The following is a 16,052-nucleotide window of genomic DNA, read 5'->3' on the forward strand; positions in this document are numbered from 1 at the left end:
GCGCCCGCCGCCCGGGGGGCGCGCCCGACCCGCCGGCGGCCGTCGGCGCGGCTGTGGGCGCGCCCGTCGGGGCGGGCCCCCGCCCGCGGCCCGCCGTACGGGGTGGTGCGCGTCAGTCTCCGATCAGCGCGTCCACGAAGGCACCCGGCTCGAACGGAGCCAGGTCGTCCGCACCCTCGCCGAGCCCGATCAGCTTCACCGGCACGCCCAGCTCGCGCTGGACCGCGATGACGATGCCGCCCTTGGCGGTGCCGTCGAGCTTGGTGAGGACGATGCCGGTGATGTCCACGACCTCGGCGAAGACCCGTGCCTGGACGAGGCCGTTCTGTCCGGTGGTGGCGTCCAGGACGAGGAGGATCTCGTCCAGCGGACCGTGCTTCTCCACGACCCGCTTGACCTTGCCCAGCTCGTCCATGAGCCCGGTCTTGGTGTGCAGCCGTCCGGCGGTGTCGATGAGGACCACGTCGGCGCCCTCGGCGATGCCCTCCTTGACCGCGTCGTACGCGATCGAGGCCGGGTCGCCGGCCTCGGGCCCGCGGACCGTACGGGCTCCGACGCGCTCGCCCCAGGTCTGGAGCTGGTCGGCGGCGGCGGCGCGGAAGGTGTCGGCCGCGCCGAGGACCACGCTGCGGCCGTCGGCGACGAGCACCCGGGCCAGCTTGCCGGTGGTGGTGGTCTTGCCGGTGCCGTTGACGCCGACGACCATGACGACGCCCGGGGTCTCGGCGCCGCCCTCGGTCTTGACCTCGCGGTCGAAGTCCGGGCCGAGCAGGGTGATCAGCTCTTCGCGCAGCAGGGCGCGGAGCTCTTCGGGCGTGCGGGTGCCGAGCACGCGGACGCGCTCGCGGAGCCGTTCGACCAGTTCCTGGGTGGGGGCGACGCCGACGTCGGCGGTGAGGAGGGTGTCCTCGATCTGCTCCCAGGTGTCCTCGTCCAGGTTGTCCCGGGACAGCAGCGTGAGCAGCCCCTTGCCGAGCGAGTTCTGCGAGCGGGCGAGCCGGGCCCGGAGCCGGACGAGCCGGCCCTCGGTGGGTTCGGGGATCTCCAGCGCGGGCGGCGCCGGAGCCTCGACGACCGGGGCCTCCTCGACCGGCGCGGTGGCGTCCGGGAGGCCGACATCGTCGATGGTGCGCCGCGCTTCGTCGCGCGGCGTCTCGGCCTCCTCGCCGACCTTCGGCTCGGCGGGAGGAGTGATGGTCGGCGTGGACGGCGGCGGGGGCGGCAGCTTCCGCTTCTTGCGGCTGCCGACCACGAGCCCGCCGACCAGGCCGACGGCGGCCAGGGCGATGACTACAGCGAGGATGACGATTTCGACGAGTTCCATAACCCGTCCAGTATCGGCCACGTCCGCCGTACGGGCACGGCCCCGCACGCCGCCCGGCGATCCACCGGATCCGGATGCACCTTTTGGCGGTAATGACCGATCCCCGCCCCTACCTTTCTGACGGTACGCCAGTTACGGTGCACCCCGCTCCGCCCTTGAGGCATCCGACGAAAGGGGACACCCGTCATGGCCTTCACCGTGGTCCGGTTCAATCTCGTCGATCCCGAAGCCACCCCCATGACCCTCTCGGCGCGCTACCGCGCCGCCCTGGAGATGTCGGCGTACGCGGACGAGCACGGCGTCGACACGGTGCAGACCGAGGAGCACCACGGGGTGGCGAACTCCTGGCTGCCCTCCCCCTTCACCTTCGCCGGCGCGGTCTTCGGCGCCACCCGGCGGATCGCGGTGACGGTGTCGGCGATCATCGGCCCACTGCACGATCCGCTGCGGCTGGCGGAGGACGTCGCGGTGCTGGACCTGCTGAGCGCGGGGCGGCTGGTGACGGTCGCGGGGATCGGCTACCGGCCCGAGGAGTACGAGCGGGCGGGCGTGGAGTGGGGGCGGCGCGGAAAGCTCCAGGACGAGCTGCTGGAGACGCTGCTGGCGGCGTGGACCGGGGAGCCGTTCCCGTACCGGGGCCGTACGGTACGCGTCACGCCGCGTCCGTACACGCGGCCGCACCCCATGCTCCTGGTGGGCGGCAGCTCACGGGCGGCGGCGCGGCGGGCGGCACGGCTGGGGCTGCCGCTCTTCCCGAGCGCGCACCTGCCGGAGCTGGAGGCGTACTACCACCAGCAGCGGGAGGCGTACGAGACGGAGGGGTTCTGCATGATGCCCGCGGCCCGGACGCCGTTGCTCCAGGTCTCCGAGGACCCGGAGCGGACGTGGGCGCTGTACGGGGAGCACCTGCTGCACGAGGCGCGGACGTACGCCTCCTGGCAGTCCAAGGACATCCGCTCGGCGGTGCGCTCGGCCGCCACGACGGTGGCGGAGCTGCGCGAGGAGGGCGTCTACCGGATCGTCACTCCGGAGGAGCTCAAGGCGCTGGACGCGGACTCGCTGGTGCTGCATCCGCTCTGCGGCGGGATGCCGGTGGAGGAGGGGTGGCGGAGCCTGCGGCTGTTCTGCGAGGCGCTGGAAACGCCGGCTGCCCCGGTTCGGCCATGAACCAGGGCAGCGCGTGAGCAGAAAGGGGGCCGCTAGCCCATCTCCTCCAGCGTCTTGCCCTTGGTCTCCTTCACGAACTTGAGCACGAAGGGGATGGAGAGCACCGCGAAGCAGGCGTAGATGATGTACGTCCCCGAGAGGTTCCAGTCGGCCAGGCTCGGGAAGCTGGCGGTGATGGCCCAGTTGGCCATCCACTGCGCGAAGACGGCGACGCCGAGGGCCGCGGCCCGCAGGCGGTTCGGGAACATCTCGCCCAGGAAGACCCAGACGACGACACCCCACGACAGCGCGAAGAAGAGCACGAAGACGTGAGCGGCGACCAGGGCGACGACGCCCTGGGTGGTGGGCAGCTTGCCGTCGACCAGGTCGGCGGAGAAAGCCCAGGCCTCGAAGGCGAGCGCGACCGCCATACCGACCGAGCCGACCAGGGCGAGCGGCCGGCGGCCCACCCGGTCCACCAGCACCATCGCGATCACCGTGCCGATGATGTTGATGATCGAGGTGGTGAACGAGTAGAAGAACGAGTCGGTCGGGTCGATGCCGACGGACTGCCACAGCGTCGCCGAGTAGTAGAACGCCACGTTGATACCGACGAGCTGCTGGAACATCGACAGGCCGATGCCGACCCAGACGATGGGCAGGAAGAAGAACCGGTTGCCGAGCAGGTCCTTGAAGGAGGACTTGTGCTCGCGGTGCATGGCCGTCTCGATCTCGGTCACGCGGGCGTCGAGGTCGATCTTGTCGCCCTCGACCTCTTCGAGGATCTTGCGGGCTTCGGCCTTCTTGCCGACCGAGATGAGGAAGCGCGGGGACTCGGGGATGGCGAAGGAGAGGAGCCCGTACAGGATGGCCGGGACGACCATCACGCCGAGCATCCACTGCCAGGCCTCCAGGCCCAGGATCTTGCCGCGCTGGTCGCCGTCGGCGATCTGCAGGACGGCGTAGTTGACCAGCTGGGAGACGGCGATGCCGATGACGATCGCGGCCTGCTGGAAGGAGCCGAGCCGGCCGCGGTAGGCCGGCGGGGAGACCTCGGCGATGTAGGCCGGGCCGATCACGGAGGCCATGCCGATGGCGAAGCCACCGATGATGCGCCACATCGCCAGGTCCCAGAGGGCGAACGGCAGCGCGGAGCCGATGGCGCTGGCGGTGAAGAGCACCGAGGCGATCTGCATGCAGCGGATGCGGCCGATCCGGTCCGCGATCCGGCCGGCGGTGGCGGCGCCGATCGCACAGCCGATCAGCGCGATGGCGATGACCTGGGCAAGGGTGCCGGAGCCGATGTCGTACCGGTCGCGGATCGCCTCGACGGCCCCGTTGATGACGGAACTGTCGTAGCCGAAGAGGAAGCCGCCCATCGCCGCGGCCGCCGTGATGAAGATGACATGGCCGAGGTGGTCCGGATGGGCCTCTCGGGCTCCGGACGCCGGTCCGTTCGCTGCGCTGGTCACATGAACTCCTGATGCCTGGCCGCAAGTCAGACGTGGGGGGTGAGCCTTCCCAGTGGGACACAACATCCGGCCCACCACCACTTGAAGGCGAAATCAACTTTGCAGAGGTTATGTGTTCAAGAAACGAAGTCAAACAGCGGGTCGGAGCCACGTGTACCCAGGTCCGCACAAATGGTGCGTCGAACCTCTGATGATTCGGTAAAAAGTCGACGGCTGCGCCGACCGGGTCAGCGGAGCCGCTGACTGATCACCTTCGACACGCCGTCACCCTGCATGGAGACGCCGTACAGCGCGTCGGCGACCTCCATCGTCCGCTTCTGATGGGTGATGACGATCAGCTGGGAGCTCTCCTGGAGCTCCTCCATGATCCGGATCAGCCGCTGCAGGTTGGTGTCGTCGAGCGCGGCCTCGACCTCGTCCATCACATAGAAGGGACTGGGGCGGGCCTTGAAGATGGAGACCAGCAACGCCACGGCCGTCAGGGACCGCTCACCGCCCGAGAGCAGCGAGAGCCGCTTCACCTTCTTGCCCGGCGGACGGGCCTCCACGTCCACTCCGGTGGCGAGCATGTTCTCCGGGTCGGTCAGGAGCAGCCGCCCCTCGCCGCCCGGGAAGAGCCGCGCGAAGACGCCTTCGAACTCGCGGGCGGTGTCCCGGTACGCCTCGGTGAACACCTGCTCCACCCGCTCGTCGACCTCCTTGATCACCTGGAGCAGATCGGCCCGGGTCTTCTTCAGGTCTTCGAGCTGCTCGGAGAGGAACTTGTGCCGTTCCTCCAGCGCCGAGAACTCCTCCAGGGCGAGCGGATTCACCTTCCCGAGTTGCTGGTACGCCCGTTCGGCCGACCGCAGCCGCTTCTCCTGTTCGGTGCGGAGATACGCCTTCGGCAGGTTACGGGGGTGCTCCGGGTCCTCCGGCAGCTCCTCGCCCTCGGCGGGCGGCGACGGCGGCACGAGCTGGTCCGGGCCGTACTCGGAGACGAGCCCGGCCGGCTCCACGCCCAGCTCCTCCAACGCCTTCGTCTCCAGCTGTTCGATGCGCAGCCGCTTCTCGGCACCGAGCACCTCGCCGCGGTGGACGGAGTCGGTGAGCTTGTCCAGCTCGCCCTTGAGGTCGCGGCCCCGGCCCCGCTCGGCGGCCAGCTCGCGCTCCCGCTCTCCCTTCGCCGCCTCGGCCGAGGTGCGTTCCTGGTCGGCCCGTACGAGGGAGACCTCGACGTGCGCCAGCAGCTGACGGGCGCCCGAGGCGACGGCGGAGGCCACGGCCGCCTCGTGGCGCAGCCGGGCCCGGCGCTGCTCGGCGCGGGCGCGGGCCTCACGTTCGGTGCGGGCGGCCCGGTCGAGCCCGTCGGCGCGTCCGGCCAGCGACTTGACGCGTTCCTCGTGCGTACGGGCCTGGAGCCGGGCCTCCATCTCGGTCTGTCGCGCGTTGGCACCGTCGGCGGCGAGCCGGTCCCGTACGGAGGTGTCGGGCTCCTCCTCCACCGGCGCCTCCTGGGCCACCAGCAGCCGCTCCGCCAGCTCTTCCGCCTCCTCCACCGCCCGCTCCAGCGCTTCCTGGGCGCGGGCGGCGGAGGCGGTCATCCGCTCGGCCTCGCCCGCCGCGCTCCGGGCCGTCCCGGCGAGCCGGCCGAGCTGCTGGGCGATGCCCGACTTCTCCCGCTCCGCCGCCCGCCGCCGCTCCCCCAGCTCCTCGACGAGCGCGGCCCCTTCCGTGCGCCGCTCCCCCGCCAGCCGCTGCGCCTGCGCCAGCTCCTCGCACCGCACGGCCAGCTCGGCCAGCTCGGCGGCGGCCTCGTCCACGGAGGCCTGCACCTCCAGGAGGCTGGGCGCCCCGGCGGACCCGCCGTGCGCGAAGTGCGCGGAGAGCACGTCCCCTTCACCGGTCACGGCGGTGAGCCCGGGGTGCGCGGCGACGAGCGCCTCGGCGTCCTCCAGGGTGGGGACGACGACGGTGTCCCGTACGAGGCGGCGGACGGCGTCCATGAGGGGCGCGGGGCCGGTGAGGAGATCGACGACGGCGGGGGCGTTGGTGGTGAGGAGATCGGCGACGGCTCCGGTGCGGCCGTGCGGCAGCGCGAGGACGTCAGCGCCGTCGGGCGCGGACCCCGCACCGCCGGGTGTGCCGCCCTGTGCGGGCAGCGGGCCGGGGGCCGCCCCAGGAGTCTCGTCCCGGACGAACTCGCGACCCTGCCCCGGTACCTGACCGGACCCGGCGCTCTCCGCCGAACCGCCGCCCAACAGCATCGCCGCGCGCCCCGCGTCCCGGTCCCGGAGCAGGCGGATCGCCTCGGCGGCCGTGGCCGGGTCCGTCACCGCCACCGCGTCCGCCGCCGCGCCGAGTGCGGCGGCGACCGGGACCTCGTAGCCGGCCCGGACCGTGAGCAGTTCGGCGGCCGGACCCAGCAGGCCCGCCAGCCGGTCCCGGGCACCGAGCAGCGCTCCCGTACCGTCCTTGCGGCGCAGCCCCAGGGCCAGCGCCTCGTGCCTCGCCGCGACCGCCGCCCGCCTGCGCTCGGCGGCCGTCGCCTCCTCGCGGGCGGTGCCGTGGGCGGCCTGGGCCTCGGCCAGCGCCCGCTTGGCCTCCTCATGGCGGGCGGTCAGCTCCTCGTCGTCCGCGTCCAGGCCCTCGACCTCGGCCTTGAGCTGCTCGTATTCCTCCTGGGCGGTCACCGCGCGCTCCTGGGCCTCGTCGCGCGACGCGGCCAGCCGGTCGATCTCCGCCTGCGCCGAACCGGCGCGGCTGCGGGCGGCGTTGACCTGGCCGTTCAGGCGGGCCAGCCCTTCACGGCGGTCCGCGATGGCGCGGGCGGCGTCCTTGAGCCGGCGTTCCTCGGCGGCCAGCTCGCGCTCCAGGTCGGCGCGGTGGGCGACGGTGTCCTCCAGCGCGTGTTCGGCCGCCTCCAAAGCCGCCGTCAACTCCGCCTCCTGCTCGCGAATGCGGGCGGCCTCGCGCTCCAGGTCCTCGGGGTCACGGCCCCGGCGCTCCTCGGCAGGGGCCTCCGTGGCGCTCCTGACGCGGGCGTCGGCCAGCGAGACCGTGCCGCGTACGCGTTCGGCCAGCTGCGACAGCTCGTACCAGGTCTGCTGGGCGCGCTGGAGCCTCGGCGCCAGGCGCCGCACCTCGCCCTCCAGCTCCGCCTCCCGGGCCAGCGCGGCCTTCAGCTCGGCCTCCGCCGCGTCCTTCCGCTTCTTCAGCTCGGCCTCGTCGGCGATCTCGTCGCGCAGCGCGTCCCGCAGGGTCACCAGGTCGTGCGCGAGGAGCCGTAGGCGGGCGTCGCGCAGGTCTGCCTGGATGACGGCGGCCCGGCGGGCGACGGCGGCCTGCCGGCCGAGCGGCTTGAGCTGGCGGCGCAGTTCGTCGGTGAGGTCCTGGACGCGGGCCAGGTTGGCGCCCATCGCGTCCAGCTTGCGGAGCGCCTTCTCCTTCCGCTTGCGGTGCTTGAGGACACCCGCGGCCTCCTCGATGAAGGCCCGGCGGCCCATCGGGTCGGCGTGCAGGACGGAGTCCAACTGGCCCTGGCCCACGATGACGTGCATCTCGCGGCCGATACCGGAATCGGAGAGGAGTTCCTGGATGTCCAGCAGCCGGCAGGTGTCACCATTGATCTGGTATTCACTGCCGCCATTACGGAACATGATCCGCGTGATCGTCACTTCGGCGTACTCGATGGGCAGTGCGCCGTCGGAATTGTCGATGGTCAGCGAGACTTCGGCGCGGCCGAGCGGAGGCCGCCCGGTCGTCCCGGCGAAGATCACGTCTTCCATCTTGCCGCCGCGCAGGGATTTGGCTCCCTGTTCTCCCATGACCCAGGAGAGGGCGTCGACCACATTGGATTTCCCCGACCCATTGGGGCCGACGACACAGGTGATCCCCGGTTCGAACCGCAGGGTGGTGGCGGACGCGAACGATTTGAAACCACGCAGGGTCAGGGCCTTGAGGTGCACGCCGCCGGACTCTACCTTTCCCTCTCGGTTTCGGTGATGAAGGTGCAGGGCACATCAGACGGTAAGCGAGGGGGGTACGGCGGGGGCCGGGGGGTCCGGGCAAAGAAAAAAGGGACGCCGAGGCGTCCCTGTAGATCTTGGTGCGAGGATCCTGGTGCGTGATCCTGTTGAACGATCCGTGCGGTCCTGCACGACGTATCGCCACGGCAACCGAGCGGAAGCGCTACCGGTGTCCGGACACAGGCGTCCCTGTCGGTCAGGGACCCGGTCGTCCGGGGACGGCGATCCGTGACGCAGGACGGATCAGCTATGAAGAGATGTTCCGAGGCTGATGAGCACTGCTCAGCCCGACCGGCCCGATGGGGCCACCGGTCAGGTCAGCGCGGGCTCGCCCTGGGGTACGTCGATGTCGATGCTGTCGAGCAACGATTCCTGGTGCTGAGCGGCGGCGTTGAGCGCGTCGTTCTCGTCCTGGATCCGGTTGAGCTCGGATTCCAGGTCCTGGACGCGCTGCTGGAGCCGTCGCATCTCGGCGAGGAGTCGCGGGTCGGAACCGCCGACGTAACCGAGAAGCGCCTTTGCCATGATGGATGGTCCTCCACAATGAGTGACCGACCGATGCGGTGTGGGTCGTCAGGGGATCGCACCCGCGGTGCTCGGCAGGGCTCTGTCACCACTGCGGTTCTGCTGCATATCAGCTCTACCGAACAGCTAAGGTGCGCGGGGTTTTCAGCGTCTCACCAAAAAGTTTGACGGTCAACACGATCACACCCTGGGGAGCCAGGCGTCCCGGGGGCGCGCGGCCGGATGATCATGCGGCGCGACTCTCCTGCGGGACCCCGACGGGGGTGAGGATCTTCGTCAATGCCGCAGCCTTGCACGACATTCCGCATCTGGCAACCATCGGTCGCCGGGCGGTCCTTTCGCAGGTCATTTCGGGTGCGAGGGTCCGGCGGGCCGGACCGTGACCGTTCGCTCCGGTGCGTTCACCGAGCGGATCGAGGGCGCCCGCGCGAGCCTCTGTCAGCGGATGGCGAATCCGTCGTAACCGCCGCGCGGGGTGTCCCAGATCTCAGTGACTCCGTCCACGCGTCCGGGTGTGTCGGCGGAGCGCAGCCAATCCAGCAGACGGTGGCAATTGTCACGTGATCCTTCGGCGACCACCTGCACCCGGCCGTCGTCGAGATTCAGTGCAAAGCCCACGAGTCCGCCGATCTCCAAAGCATTTGCCCTGGTGAACCAGCGGAAGCCTACTTGCTGTACTCGGCCGCGTACCCAGATGACCAGCCGTGCCTCTTCGTTCATGCCCGAACGCTAACCGGCCAATTGCTCCAAGAGCACGGCGGCCCCTTTGAGCCATGGCGTACAGTCCCGTCGCAATAGCCTCACTCGTTCGGGTGAGCACGGGGACCAAGATCGACCGGTGAACCGACCGGTGATCGGGTGACGTCGATGCGACGTCCGGAGCATCAGGAAGGCACAGCGCATGGGACGCCACCGACGATCCGCCGCAGGCCCCGCCGCTGAAGAGCCCGCGGCCGGAGCGGCTTCGCGGCACCGGGGCACGCGCCGGAAGAAGAAGTCCGCGGTGCCCGTGCGCACCGGACTCCTCGGCGCCTCGGCCGCGATGGCGGTCGGCGCGGTCGCCGTCGCCTCGGGCCTGCTCCCCGGCGGCGACACCTACACCTCGGGCGGCTCCACCGCCGCCGACCAGGTGCGCACCGGCGGCGCACCGGACCTGCTGACGCAGCAGGGCGGCTCCAGCGCCCCGGCCGACCGTTCCTCCTCCCCCGCCAGCCGGGGCAGCGAGCGCCCCGAGGCCCCGTCGAAGGCCGCCTCGGAGTCGCCCTCCACGACCCCTTCCAAGTCGCCCTCCACCGGCGCCTCGAAGAGCCCCTCGAAGTCGGCCGCGCCCTCCTCCGTGACGCCCTCCGAGAAGCCGGCCGCCACGCCGTCCAAGGAGTCGAAGGCGCCCACCGCGGCCCCGGAGAAGAGCACCGCCCCGGCGGCCAAGGCCCCGGCCCCGCCGAAGAAGACCGTGGCCCCGCCGCCGCCCAGCAAGAAGCCCGCCCCCTCGCCCTCCGACACCTCCGCCCGCGCCGAGGTGCTGGCCCTGGTGAACCAGGAGCGCGCGAAGGTCGGCTGCTCCCCGCTGACCACCAGCACCGCACTCACCTCGCTCGCGCAGAACTTCAGCGAGGACATGGCGGCCCGCGGCTTCTTCGACCACACCGACCCGGACGGCGACACCCCTTGGGACCGGGCCGCGCAGGCCGGTGTCCAGGGGCTCGGCGCGGAGAACATCGCCCGCGGCCAGGCCGACGCCCAGGCCGTGATGGACGGCTGGATGAACAGCGAAGGCCACCGCGCGAACATTCTCAACTGCGACTACAAGACCATCGGCATCGGCATCCACGAGGGCTCCGGCGGCCCGTGGTGGGTCCAGAACTTCGGCTTCTGACCCGCACAGGCGCGGGTACCCGACCACCGCTTACGCCCGTACAGCGCTCCCTCAAGGTGAGCGCTGTACGGGCGTAAGCTGTTGACATGGCCAGCGACACGGACGATCTCGCCTTCGACGTCTTCTCCCGGCAGTGCCCCTCACGCTCCACGCTGGAGCACGCCACCGGCCGCTGGGGCAGTCTGACGCTGGGCGCGCTGTACGAGGAGAGCCTCCGGTTCAACGAGCTGCGCCGCCGGGTCGACGGGGTCAGCGAGAAGATGCTCTCCCAGACGCTGCACGCCCTGGAGCGCGACGGCCTCGTCCTGCGGGAGGCGCAGCCGGTCAACCCGCCACGGGTGGATTACGAGCTGACCCCGCTCGGCCGCGAGGTCGCGGACAGGCTCCTCGGGCTGATCCATCTCGTCGAGGGCCGGATGGACGACGTACTCGCCGCCCGGACGCGTTACGACGAGGCGCGCGGCGGCCGCTGACAGCGCGGGCAGAAGTAGCTGGAGCGGTTCATCCAGGCGCGGCGGCGCATCGGTGTCCCGCAGCGGCGGCACGGCTCGCCCTCCCGGCCGTACGCGTCGAGCGACCGGTCGAAGTAGCCGGACTCGCCGTTCACGTTGACGTACAGGCTGTCGAAGCTGGTGCCGCCCTGGGCGAGGGCCGCGTTCATGACGTCCCGGGCGTGGCCGAGCAGCTCGGCGGACTTGGGTCGGGTGAGGGTGGCGGTCGGCCGGTCGTAGTGGAGCTTGGACCGCCAGAGCGCCTCGTCCGCGTAGATGTTGCCGACGCCGCTGATCAGCGACTGGTCCAGGAGCGCGCGCTTGACCGTCGTACGGCGCAGGCGCAGGGCCGTGTGGAACGCGGCGTCGTCGAAGAGCGGGTCGAGCGGGTCCCGGGCGATGTGCGCGATGGTGTCGGGCAGGCCGTCGGCGGTGAGGTCGTGGAGCGAGAGCCCGCCGAACGTGCGCTGGTCGACGAAGCGGAGCTCGGTGCCGAGCGCGTCGTCGAACCGCAGCCGGATCCGCAGGTGCTTCTCGTCGGGCGCGTCCGTGGGCTGCACCAGCAGCTGGCCGCTCATGCCGAGGTGGCCCAGCAAGGAGGAGGCGGCCTCGTCGATCGGCACCCAGAGGTACTTGCCGCGCCGCATCGCCGTACCGAACCGGACCCCGCGCAGCCGGGCCGCGAAGTCGACCCCGCCCGCCAGATGCCGGCGGACCGAGCGCGGGTGCAGGACCTCGACCTCGGTGACGGTCCGGCCGCTGACCCAGCGCTCCAGGCCCCGGCGTACGACTTCGACCTCGGGCAGCTCGGGCACGGTGCACCACTCCAGACACGACGACGGTAGTACGGGGGCGCGGGACCGGCTCCCCGGGACAGGGAGAACCCCTCGGTGCGCGTGCGCACCGAGGGGTTCGGGGTTCTGCTTCAGGCCGGAGCGGCGTCCGTATCGGGCGACGGGTCGGCAGGGGTGTCGGCGGCCCCTCCGTCGGCCGCGGCGGACTTCTCCGCGGCCTGCCGTGCCTCAGCGGCGGCGCTGATCTCACGCCAGGCGGACTCGGCCGCCTGCTGCTCCGCTTCCTTCTTGCTACGGCCGGTGCCGGTGCCGTACGAGACACCACCGACGCGAGCAGCAGCAGTGAAGGTCTTCTCGTGGTCCGGGCCGGTCTCCGTGACGAGGTACTCGGGGACTCCGAGGCTCTCGCTCGCGGTGAGCTCCTGGAGGCTGGTCTTCCAGTCCAGGCCGGCACCGAGGTTCGAGGACCTGTCGATCAGCGGGTCGAAGAGCCGGTGGACCAGCTCCGAGGCCGCGCCGAGGCCCTGGTCGAGATAGACCGCGCCGATCACTGCTTCCAGTGTGTCGGCGAGGATGGAAGCCTTGTCCCGGCCACCCGTGCCCTCTTCACCGCGGCCGAGCCGGATGAAGGAGCCGAGTTCGAGGCCGCGGCCCACTTCCGCAAGCGCCCGCGAGTTGACCACCGCGGCCCGCAACTTGGCCAGCTGGCCTTCGGGCAGGTCGGGGTGGGTGCGGTACAGCGTGTCCGTGACCACCAGGCCGAGCACCGAATCCCCGAGGAATTCGAGCCGCTCGTTGGTGGGCAGACCGCCGTTCTCGTACGCGTACGAACGGTGGGTCAGCGCACGCACCAGAAGGGCGGACTCGAGGTGATACCCGAGCCGCCCTTCCAGAAGCGTGTGGGACGAGGCTGTGTTGACGTTGTCTGCCTGCTTCTTGGCGCTGGACAACTCAGACATCGGGCCTCTCACCAGCCGCTCAGACCTCGAGGACCTGGCGCTTGTTGTAGGTGCCGCAGCTCGGGCACGCAATGTGCTGGAGCTTCGGCTCCTGGCAACGCTCGCACGAAACCAGGGTGGGGACCGCAGCCTTCCACTGCGACCGGCGGTGGCGCGTGTTGCTGCGCGACATCTTCCGCTTCGGAACAGCCACGGCTACTTCTCCTGCTTCTCGTCGACGCCAGGTTCGGCGCCGCCCATGTTGTCCTTCTCGCCGTCCTGAACGGTCTCGGCGAGTCCTTGCAGTGCCGCCCAACGGATGTCGACGGCGTCGTGGTGGTGGTCCGGGTTCTCGTCCAGCCTGATTCCGCATTCGGAACACAGACCGGCACAGGTCTCCTTGCACACCGGCTGCATGGGCAGTGCGAGCACTACCGCGTCACGCAGCACTGACTCGAGGTCGAACAAGCCGTCCTCGAGGAAGAACCTGTCCTCGTCGTCCTCGGCGTCGTCGGCCGGGTCCGCAGGGCGGCCCCGGTCATCGGCGTCAGGGTACGAGAACATCTCCTGGAAATCCGCGTCGACCTCGACGGTCAGCGGCTCCAGACACCTTACGCACTCTCCCTCGGCGCTCGCACGGGCGGTCCCTGTGACGAGGACCCCTTCCATGACCGACTCCAGCCGGAGGTCCAGCTCCAGCGGCGCGCCTTCCGGCACACCGATGACGCCGTCGATCCCGAGGACCGGTGAACCGGGTGCGTCCACCGTGCGGGAGAGCCGCTTCATGGCACCAGGACGCCGACCCAGCTCGCGCGTATCGAACACGAGAGGGTTGCGGTGGTCGAGGTTGCCGTTCAGGGCTTCTCCTGCTTTCGGATCATGGGTGTCGCGCTTGCTGCTGAGGGGAGGGGTCACCGTCTACGGTCCGGAGTCAAATCGTCCCGATTCGCAGACGAAGCGGGCAGCCGAGATCGCGGACCTATGTGCGACCGAGGATTCAGGATACTGGACGGACCGCTCAGCACCCAATCGGCCCAGAACCTTCCCCGAGCCCCTGGCCGGAGCCCCTGCGGTCAGCGGCCCTCTTCGTAGCGGCGCAGCTGCTCCAGGTCGATCATGCTGGTGTCGAAGAGGCTGGTCTCGTCCAGTGCGCCCTGGTTCTGCTGGGCGGGCACCTGGGGCTGCTGCTGCCAGCCGTAGTCGGGCTGGGCCTGCTGCGGCTGCTGCTGCGCGTACTGGTTCGGGTCGTAGGCGGGCTGCTGGTAGGCCGCGTACGGATCCGGCACCTGCTGGTAGCCGTACGGGTCCTGCGCCTGCTGCTCCTGGTAGCCGTACGACGCCTGCGCGTACTCGGCCTGTCCGTACTCCGGCTGCGCGTAGCCCGGCTCGGCCTGAGCGTGCTGCGGCTGCTCCTGGTAGAGCGGCTGCGCAGGCGCCTGCGGCGGCTCCGGCGTGGCCAGCTCGGCGAGGCCGGCCAGGTAGTCGGCGTCGCTGGTGTGGCCCTGGGCGCCCGCCGCGTCCTGGGCGGCCATGTGGGCCCCGAGGTCGTCGGAGGCGACCCGGCCGTGCAGCTTCTGGCGGCCCCGGCCGACCGCTTCCAGGGTCTTGGCGAGGACCGCCTCGAAGGCGCCGAACTTGGCGTCCACGTACGCGTCGGCCCGCTGCTTCAGCGTCTCGGGGTCGGCGCTGCGCTCGGGGGCCTCGGTGAAGTCGGGGTCCTCGTAGCCCTGCTCGTCCAGGCCCTGGCCCCGGCCGAGGAGCTTCTCGCGGCCGCGGTCGACGGAGCCGATGGTCTTGGTGAGGACGACCTCGAAGTTGGCGAGCTTGCTGTCGACGTAGTCGTCGGCCTCGGCGCGGACCTCCTCGGCCTCGCGGCGGGCCTCGGAGAGGATCCGGTCGGCCTCGCTCTGCGACTGGCGGGCGATCTCGGTCTCGGCGATCAGCGAGGAGCGCTGGGCATGGGCGGACTGGATGATCCGGTCGGCCTCCTGGCGGGCCTGCTCGGCGAACTGCTCCTGGCCACCGATCAGCTCCTGGGCGTGGGCGAGGGAGCCGGGCAGGGCCTCGCGCACCTCTTCGAGCATGGCGAGCAGCTCGGCGCGGTTGACCACGCACGAGGCCGACATGGGCATGGCGCGGGCGTTCCCGACCGCTTCGACGATCTCGTCGAGCTTCTTCTGCACGTCCACCGTGTGCTCGCCACTCTCTGCTGCTCTGTTGAAGCTGCTGCTCCGTTGGAGACGGACGGGACGACTGTAAGGCCAGTCGGCCACCGCCCGACACCTGGTGACGGCCCGTCAGGTTCTCAGCGCTCGCCCAGCCGCTTCGTGAGCGCCTCGTGGACGGTGGGCGGCAGCAGGTGGGAGACGTCGCCGCCCCAGGTCGCGACCTCCTTGACCAGCGAGGACGACAGGAAGCTGTACGTCGGGTTGGTCGGCACGAAGAGCGTCTCGACGCCCGAGAGGCCGTTGTTCATCTGGGCCATCTGTAGCTCGTAGTCGAAGTCGCTGACGGCTCGCAGGCCCTTCACGATCGCCGGGATCTCCCGCTGTTTGCAGAAGTCGACCAGCAGGCCGTGGAAGGACTCGACCTCGACGTTGCCGAAGCCGGCGGTGACCTCGCGGATCAGGTCGATCCGCTCGTCGACGGTGAACAGCCCCTTCTTGGACTGGTTGATCATCACCGCGACGTGCACCACGTCGTACAGCCTGGAGGCTCGCTGGATGATGTCGAGATGTCCGTTGGTGATGGGGTCGAAAGACCCCGGACAGACGGCGCGGCGCACTGTGATTCCCTCGCTCTCCGGTCCGGTCATCGTGCGTCTTCGCACGTAGCGGCGGCGCGACCGTACCAAAGCGTTCCCTCGCCGTAGCGACGGGCCCGCAGTGGCTCGAATCCGGCGGGCCAGCCGAATTCTCCGCCCCGGGTGCTGCGTTCCACCGTGACGAGCGCATCGTCCGTGAGCCACCCCTGAGCACGGAGTGTGAGCAGGATCTCGCGAAGATCGTCGTCGGTGACGGCGTACGGCGGGTCCAGGAAGACGATGTCGTACGGGTCCGAGGGCGCGGGTCCTGTCACGATCTGCTCGGCTTTGCCGGTGCGTACCTCGGCGCCGGGCAGGCCGAGGGTGCGGACGTTGTCCCGGACCGTGCGCACCGCCTTCTGGTCCGCCTCGACGAGCAGCGCGTGAACGGCGCCGCGCGAGAGCGCTTCGAGGCCGACGGCACCGGATCCGGCGTACAGATCGGCGACGCGGACGCCTTCGAGCGAGCCGAGCAGCGCCTCCCAGGTGGAGAAGAGGCCCTCCCGCGCACGGTCGGAGGTGGGGCGGGTGCCGGTGCCGGGCGGTACGGCCAGGCGGCGTCCACCGGCCGATCCGGCGATCACGCGGGTCATGGGTGTCGGGTCCTCGGGGTCGGGGGCGTGTGCGGGGGCTCGCGGCGGGCGCGTGCCCTGCGTACGCCGACGGGTACGGGCTG

At 70.8% G+C, this 16,052-nt stretch carries 15 protein-coding genes; 3 read left to right on the forward strand and 12 right to left on the reverse strand.

The genetic code is table 11. The features are described from left to right. Positions 1–112: 112 nt before the first annotated feature. Positions 113–1,324, reverse strand: a complete 1,212-nt coding sequence (gene ftsY / locus ACIRR8_RS04710) for a signal recognition particle-docking protein FtsY (RefSeq protein ID WP_404058961.1) — start codon at positions 1,322–1,324, stop codon at positions 113–115. 186 nt (positions 1,325–1,510) lie between these two features. Between ftsY and ACIRR8_RS04715 the strand changes: the two genes are divergently transcribed. Next, positions 1,511–2,491 carry an LLM class flavin-dependent oxidoreductase gene (locus ACIRR8_RS04715; RefSeq protein ID WP_404058964.1) on the forward strand — a complete coding sequence of 327 codons (981 nt, stop codon included), beginning with the start codon at positions 1,511–1,513 and terminating at the stop codon, positions 2,489–2,491. Between the two features lie 32 nt (positions 2,492–2,523). On the opposite strand, the gene ACIRR8_RS04720 is transcribed toward ACIRR8_RS04715, so the two are convergent. The 4 genes from ACIRR8_RS04720 to ACIRR8_RS04735 all read right to left on the reverse strand — a co-directional run bounded on the left by ACIRR8_RS04720 (position 2,524) and on the right by ACIRR8_RS04735 (position 9,194). Next, positions 2,524–3,942, reverse strand: a complete 1,419-nt coding sequence (locus ACIRR8_RS04720) for a sugar porter family MFS transporter (protein WP_404058967.1) — start codon at positions 3,940–3,942, stop codon at positions 2,524–2,526. 227 nt (positions 3,943–4,169) lie between these two features. Beyond that, positions 4,170–7,889, reverse strand: a complete 3,720-nt coding sequence (locus ACIRR8_RS04725; RefSeq protein WP_404058970.1) for a chromosome segregation SMC family protein — start codon at positions 7,887–7,889, stop codon at positions 4,170–4,172. 372 nt (positions 7,890–8,261) lie between these two features. Beyond that, entirely contained in the window at positions 8,262–8,474 is a 213-nt protein-coding gene (locus ACIRR8_RS04730; protein ID WP_003965973.1) for a hypothetical protein, read from the reverse strand. A gap of 438 nt (positions 8,475–8,912) precedes the next feature. Then, positions 8,913–9,194: an acylphosphatase gene (locus ACIRR8_RS04735; RefSeq protein ID WP_404058972.1), complete on the reverse strand. Its 282-nt coding sequence runs from the start codon at positions 9,192–9,194 to the stop codon at positions 8,913–8,915. A 181-nt stretch (positions 9,195–9,375) separates the two neighbouring features. Between ACIRR8_RS04735 and ACIRR8_RS04740 the strand changes: the two genes are divergently transcribed. Further along, the gene (locus tag ACIRR8_RS04740) at positions 9,376–10,350 is read left to right on the forward strand and encodes a CAP domain-containing protein (RefSeq protein WP_404058974.1); all 975 of its coding nucleotides are present in this window, start codon (positions 9,376–9,378) and stop codon (positions 10,348–10,350) included. An 86-nt stretch (positions 10,351–10,436) separates the two neighbouring features. Next, the gene (locus ACIRR8_RS04745; protein ID WP_404058976.1) at positions 10,437–10,823 is read left to right on the forward strand and encodes a winged helix-turn-helix transcriptional regulator; all 387 of its coding nucleotides are present in this window, start codon (positions 10,437–10,439) and stop codon (positions 10,821–10,823) included. On the opposite strand, the gene mutM is transcribed toward ACIRR8_RS04745, so the two are convergent. The 7 genes from mutM to rsmD all read right to left on the reverse strand — a co-directional run bounded on the left by mutM (position 10,796) and on the right by rsmD (position 15,969). After that, entirely contained in the window at positions 10,796–11,656 is an 861-nt protein-coding gene (gene mutM / locus ACIRR8_RS04750; protein ID WP_404058979.1) for a bifunctional DNA-formamidopyrimidine glycosylase/DNA-(apurinic or apyrimidinic site) lyase, read from the reverse strand. The two genes, ACIRR8_RS04745 and mutM, sit on opposite strands and share 28 nt — an antisense overlap. A 110-nt stretch (positions 11,657–11,766) precedes the next feature. Continuing rightward, complete coding sequence (rnc, locus tag ACIRR8_RS04755) at positions 11,767–12,594, reverse strand: ribonuclease III (RefSeq protein WP_404058982.1); 828 nt, start codon at positions 12,592–12,594, stop codon at positions 11,767–11,769. Between the two features lie 19 nt (positions 12,595–12,613). Beyond that, positions 12,614–12,787, reverse strand: a complete 174-nt coding sequence (rpmF, locus tag ACIRR8_RS04760) for a 50S ribosomal protein L32 (protein ID WP_003965982.1) — start codon at positions 12,785–12,787, stop codon at positions 12,614–12,616. A gap of 2 nt (positions 12,788–12,789) precedes the next feature. After that, on the reverse strand, positions 12,790–13,359 hold the full coding sequence (locus tag ACIRR8_RS04765) for a YceD family protein (RefSeq protein ID WP_404060646.1): 570 nt from the start codon (positions 13,357–13,359) through the stop codon (positions 12,790–12,792). Between the two features lie 287 nt (positions 13,360–13,646). Then, positions 13,647–14,762, reverse strand: coding sequence for a cell division initiation protein (locus ACIRR8_RS04770; RefSeq protein ID WP_404058984.1), 1,116 nt, complete (start codon positions 14,760–14,762; stop codon positions 13,647–13,649). A 116-nt stretch (positions 14,763–14,878) separates the two neighbouring features. After that, positions 14,879–15,358, reverse strand: coding sequence for a pantetheine-phosphate adenylyltransferase (gene coaD, locus ACIRR8_RS04775; protein WP_381006969.1), 480 nt, complete (start codon positions 15,356–15,358; stop codon positions 14,879–14,881). A 26-nt stretch (positions 15,359–15,384) separates the two neighbouring features. Beyond that, positions 15,385–15,969, reverse strand: coding sequence for a 16S rRNA (guanine(966)-N(2))-methyltransferase RsmD (gene rsmD / locus ACIRR8_RS04780; protein WP_404058986.1), 585 nt, complete (start codon positions 15,967–15,969; stop codon positions 15,385–15,387). Positions 15,970–16,052 lie beyond the last annotated feature (83 nt).

Origin of the sequence: Streptomyces sp. NPDC101178, from assembly GCF_044767965.1 — a bacterium.
In the GTDB taxonomy this organism is placed as follows: domain Bacteria; phylum Actinomycetota; class Actinomycetes; order Streptomycetales; family Streptomycetaceae; genus Streptomyces.

What these genes read in the sequence shown, in the direction of transcription:
- ACIRR8_RS04740 (WP_404058974.1), top strand. Translation starts at nt 9,376, where the DNA reads ATGGGACGCCACCGACGATCCGCCGCAGGCCCCGCCGCTGAAGAGCCC.
- ACIRR8_RS04715 (WP_404058964.1), top strand. Translation starts at nt 1,511, where the DNA reads ATGGCCTTCACCGTGGTCCGGTTCAATCTCGTCGATCCCGAAGCCACC.
- rnc (WP_404058982.1), bottom strand. Translation starts at nt 12,594, where the DNA reads ATGTCTGAGTTGTCCAGCGCCAAGAAGCAGGCAGACAACGTCAACACA.
- ACIRR8_RS04745 (WP_404058976.1), top strand. Translation starts at nt 10,437, where the DNA reads ATGGCCAGCGACACGGACGATCTCGCCTTCGACGTCTTCTCCCGGCAG.
- ACIRR8_RS04730 (WP_003965973.1), bottom strand. Translation starts at nt 8,474, where the DNA reads ATGGCAAAGGCGCTTCTCGGTTACGTCGGCGGTTCCGACCCGCGACTC.
- rsmD (WP_404058986.1), bottom strand. Translation starts at nt 15,969, where the DNA reads ATGACCCGCGTGATCGCCGGATCGGCCGGTGGACGCCGCCTGGCCGTA.
- ACIRR8_RS04765 (WP_404060646.1), bottom strand. Translation starts at nt 13,359, where the DNA reads ATGAAGCGGCTCTCCCGCACGGTGGACGCACCCGGTTCACCGGTCCTC.
- ACIRR8_RS04735 (WP_404058972.1), bottom strand. Translation starts at nt 9,194, where the DNA reads ATGAACGAAGAGGCACGGCTGGTCATCTGGGTACGCGGCCGAGTACAG.
- ftsY (WP_404058961.1), bottom strand. Translation starts at nt 1,324, where the DNA reads ATGGAACTCGTCGAAATCGTCATCCTCGCTGTAGTCATCGCCCTGGCC.